5 protein-coding genes are annotated in these 4,442 nt (G+C 68.1%); all 5 read right to left on the reverse strand.

Annotation, left to right across the window (positions count from 1 at the left end; genetic code table 11):
* A partial coding sequence (locus SACSA_RS0114020) for an MCE family protein (protein ID WP_019816533.1) occupies positions 1-1,182 on the reverse strand: 1,182 nt, incomplete at its 3' end.
* Positions 1,179-2,018 carry an MlaE family ABC transporter permease gene (locus SACSA_RS0114025; protein WP_019816534.1) on the reverse strand — a complete coding sequence of 280 codons (840 nt, stop codon included), beginning with the start codon at positions 2,016-2,018 and terminating at the stop codon, positions 1,179-1,181. The genes SACSA_RS0114020 and SACSA_RS0114025, both read right to left, overlap by 4 nt.
* 3 nt (positions 2,019-2,021) lie before the next feature.
* Positions 2,022-2,816, reverse strand: a complete 795-nt coding sequence (locus tag SACSA_RS0114030; RefSeq protein ID WP_019816535.1) for an MlaE family ABC transporter permease — start codon at positions 2,814-2,816, stop codon at positions 2,022-2,024.
* Entirely contained in the window at positions 2,813-3,952 is a 1,140-nt protein-coding gene (locus SACSA_RS0114035; RefSeq protein ID WP_019816536.1) for an ABC transporter ATP-binding protein, read from the reverse strand. Before SACSA_RS0114035 ends, SACSA_RS0114030 begins: the two co-directional genes overlap by 4 nt.
* Before the next feature lie 209 nt (positions 3,953-4,161).
* On the reverse strand, positions 4,162-4,442 hold a 281-nt coding region (rplL, locus tag SACSA_RS23000), incomplete at its 5' end, for a 50S ribosomal protein L7/L12 (protein WP_019816537.1).

Raw genomic sequence — 4,442 nt, forward strand, 5'->3', positions numbered from 1 at the left:
CGGGGCCGAACCGCCCGCGCCGGCCATCGTGCCCGAGGGCAGGCCCTCCGCGGTCGTGCGTGCCGGGGGCGGTGACTCGCTGCCGTCCCGCAACGGCCCGTCCGGCGGGTGCTGCGGGAACGGGTCGGGATACTCGTCCATGGCGTAGCACCGGGGCCCGCGCTTGTCCTCGTAGCGCGGCTCGTCCTGCCCCGCCTCGTACGGACCGCGGTCGACGGTGATCTCCATCTTCGCGTGCAGTCCCGGCTTGTTGGTTCCCGCGCCGAACGACTCGCTGATGCGGGGCACCAGTTCGGCCATCTGCCCGAGAAAGCACGGGTACGACGGCGCGTACTTCGCGAGCAGCTCGGCCACGGGGCGGGCGGTCTCGCCGAGGCCGATGATGTTGCCGGAGTTGGCCTCGAGGAACGTGCGCAGGTCGGTCGAGGCGGTACCCACCGTTCGGTAGAGCCTGGGCAGGTCGTGCTGCCGGTCCACGACGGTGCCGGTGGTGGTGGTGAGGTTGTCCAGCGTGCGCACGAGATCCGGGGCCACGTCATCGAGAGTGTCCGAGAAATCGGCGAGCTGGCGCACGTTCTCACGCAGATCCGGCAGGTGCGGGTTCAGCTCGCCCACGTAGTCGCCCAGTTCGGACAGTGTCTGTCCGAGTTGGTCACCGCGTCCCTGCAACGCCGTGGAGATCGCGGTGAGCGTGGCGGACAGCTTCTGCGGCTGCACCGCCCGCAGCACCGGAAGCAGGCTGTCCAGCGCCTGCTCGAGCTCCATCGCGCTCGAGGACCGGTCCTGGCCGATGACGTCGCCGTCGCGCAGGGTCGTGGCCGCCGGGTCGGAGGGCAGGCGCAAGGCGACGTAGCGCTCGCCGAACAGGGTCTTCGGCAGAAACCGCGCGGAGACGTTGCTCGGCACCAGCTCCGCCTGCTCAGGGTTGAGCTCCAGTGTGAGCTCGGCGCCCTCGGTGGTCGTGTCGATCTCGCCGACGCGACCGACGATCAGCCCGCGCACTTTCACGTCGGAGTTGGGGCCGAGCTGGTTGCCCACCGTGCCCGCCTGCAACCGCACCGTCACGAAGTCGGTGAAGCTCTTGTTGTAGATGGCCACGCTCAGCGCCACCCCGCCCACCATGAGCGCCACCAGGAGCAGGCCGAGCAGCCTGCGCCGCACCGTCACCACAGCCGAACTCATCCCGCGATCCTCACCGTCGTGTCGGTACCCCAGAGGGCGAAGCCGATGAAGAAGTTGACCACCGCCACCGTCACGATCGACAACCGCACGGCCCTGCCGACCGCGATGCCGACCCCCGCCGGACCACCGGAGGCGCGGTACCCGTAGTAGCAGTGCGTCAGAATGATCAGCACGCTGAAGATCAGCACCTTGATGAACGAGTAGAGGACGTCCTCGGGTGGCAGGAACATGTCGAAGTAGTGGTCGTAGGTGCCCGCCGACTGTCCGTAGAGGTGGACCACCACCGTGCGTGAGGCGAGGTAGGAGCTGAGCAGGCCCACCACGTACAGCGGCACCACGGCCACGAAACCGGCCAGGATGCGGGTCGTCACCAGGTAGGGCAGGCTCGGCACGCCCATCACCTCGAGCGCGTCGATCTCCTCCGAGATGCGCATGGCCCCGAGCTGGGCGGTGAAGCCGGAACCGACCGTGGCCGACAGCGCGAGGCCCGCCACCAGGGGGGCGATCTCGCGGGTGTTGAAGAACGAGGTGAGGAACCCGGTGAAGGCCGACGTGCCGATCGAGTTCAACGCCGAGTAGCCCTGGAGGCCGACCAGCACGCCGGTGAACAGGGTCAGCCCGACCATCACGCCGACCGTGCCGCCGATCATCGCGAGCGAGCCGGAACCGAAGCTGACCTCGGCCAGCAGCCGCATCACCTCGCGGGTGTAGCGGCGGATCGTCCTCGGAACCCACGCCAGCGCGCGCAGGTAGAACGACATCTGGTCACCGAGGACGTCCAGTGTGTCCAGTGGGCGGTGCGCGATCCGCTTCGCGTTCTGAGTCAGACGGGACATCGTTCAGCCCAGCTTCGGCGGGACGAGCTGCAGATAGATCAGCGTCAGCACGGCGTTGACCACGAACAGCAGGAGGAAGGTGATGACGACCGACTGGTTCACCGCGTCACCGACGCCCTTCGGCCCCGGCGGGGGGTTCAGTCCGCGGTAGGCGGCGACGACGGCGGCGATGAAGCCGAAGATGAGCGCCTTGATCTCGCCGATCCACAGGTCGGGCAACTGCGCCAGTGCCGAGAAGCTGGCCAGGTAGGCGCCCGGTGTCCCGTCCTGGAGCACGACGTTGAAGACGTAGCCGCCCAGCACACCGATGACGCTGACCATGCCGTTGAGCAGCACCGCGACGAACATGCACGCCAGCACCCTCGGCACCACGAGCCGCTGCACGGCCGAGACGCCGAGGACCTCCATGGCGTCGATCTCCTCGCGGATCGTGCGCGCGCCGATGTCGGCGCAGATGGCCGAACCGCCCGCACCGGCGACGAGCAACGCGGTGACCAGCGGGGCGGCCTGCTGCACGGTCGCGAGCACGCTGCCCGCGCCCGTGTACGACTGGGCACCGAGCTGGCCGGCGAGGGAGCCGAACTGGAGCGAGATGACGGCGCCGAACGGAATCGCCACCAGCGCGGTGGGCAGGATCGTCACGCTGGCGATGAACCACGCCTGCTGAAGGAACTCGCGTAGCTGGAACGGGCGCTGGAACACGCCGCGCGCCACGTCGAGACCGAGGGCGAACAGCCTGCCGGTCTCCCGCAGTATCCCGATCCCGGGAAACGTGGCCGTCGAGGCCGGAGAACTCATGACGGTCCCTGTCGGTACGGGGGCAGCCGGTGGGTCGGCTCCTCGGTCCCCGGCTCGTGCGCGGCCGGGTCCCCGGGCAGTCCGGCCACCTCGCCGGGCGGAAGCTGTCCACTGCGGACACCGACGAGATCGTGCCCGACACCGTAGTGGCGCTGTTCCTCGGGGGTGAGCGACGCGATGATGCCCTCCTGGGCCGCGGGCGGCAGGGTGTGCAGCACGCGCATCACGCGGTCCTTGCGGCGGCGCACCCCCGCGCGTTCCGGCAGTCCCGGAGTGGGCTGGAGCTGGGGCACGATGCCCCGCACGTCCTCAGTGGAACCGTCGTGGTGGCCCGCGTCGGCCTGGGCCTGCTCCAACGCCATCTGCGTGGAGTCCTTTTCCTCGCTCATCCCGATCGGACCGAGCCTTCTGCCGTTGAGGAACTGCTCGACCACCGGCTCGTCGCTGGTCAGCAGAACCTCGCGTGGTCCGAACATCACCAGTTCCTTACGGAAGAGCATGCCGATGTTGTCCGGGACGGTGCGGGCGAGGTTGATGTTGTGCGTGACGATGAGGATCGTGGCGTCGATCTGCGCGTTCAGGTCGATCAGCAGCTGCGACAGGTAGGCGGTGCGCACCGGGTCGAGGCCGGAGTCCGGCTCGTCGCAGAGGATGATCTCCGGGTCGAGCACGAGGGCCCGTGCCAGGCCCGCGCGCTTGCGCATCCCACCGGAGATCTCCCCGGGCAGCTTGTCCTCCGAGCCGGACAGACCGGTCATCTCCAGCTTTTCGAGAACGATCGAGCGGATCTCGGTCTCGGATTTCTTCGTGTGCTCACGCAACGGGAAGGCGACGTTGTCGTAGAGGTTCATCGAGCCGAACAGCGCGCCGTCCTGGAACAGCACCCCGAACAGTTTTCGCGTTTCGTAGAGCTTGCGCTCCGAACACCGCACGACGTCGACACCGTTGATCACACACGTGCCGGTGTCCGGCTTCAACAAGCCGATCATGGATTTGAGGAATACCGATTTCCCGGTGCCCGAGGGGCCCAGCATGACCGAGACCTCGCCGGGGGGCAGCGTCAACGTGACGTCCCGCCAGATGGCCTGTTGACCGAAAGACTTGGTCAACCCTTCGATGACCACCTCGGCACCCATCGCACCTCCCGAAGTCCGTTCATGGCGCGTCAACCCAATGCAACGAGCCGAAGGCGCGTCGGTTACTCGCCAGTTGGAGTGGGATGAAACTCCCGTTGTGTGATCCGGGGACCGTGGCACGGTAACCCATCGGGGGACACACAAAAAGGGGCGGGCCGACCGTCGTGACAACGGTCGGCCCGCCCCCGGGTGGTGCTTGGGAGGTCAGGTCACTTGATGGAGACCTGAGCGCCCGCCTCCTCCAGCTTGGCCTTGGCGGCGTCGGCGGCTTCCTTGTCCACCTTCTCCAGCAGCGGCTTCGGAACCTCCTCGACCATCTCCTTGGCCTCCTTCAGGCCCAGGCCGGAGACGATCTCACGGACCACCTTGATGACCTGGATCTTCTTGTCGCCCGCGCCGTCGAGGATGACGTCGAACTCGTCCTGCTCCTCTTCCTCGGCCGGGGCCTCGCCACCGGCGGCGCCCGCGGCCACGGCGACCGGGGCCGGGG

Source organism: Saccharomonospora saliphila YIM 90502 (assembly GCF_000383795.1).
Taxonomy (GTDB): Bacteria; Actinomycetota; Actinomycetes; order Mycobacteriales; family Pseudonocardiaceae; genus Saccharomonospora; species Saccharomonospora saliphila.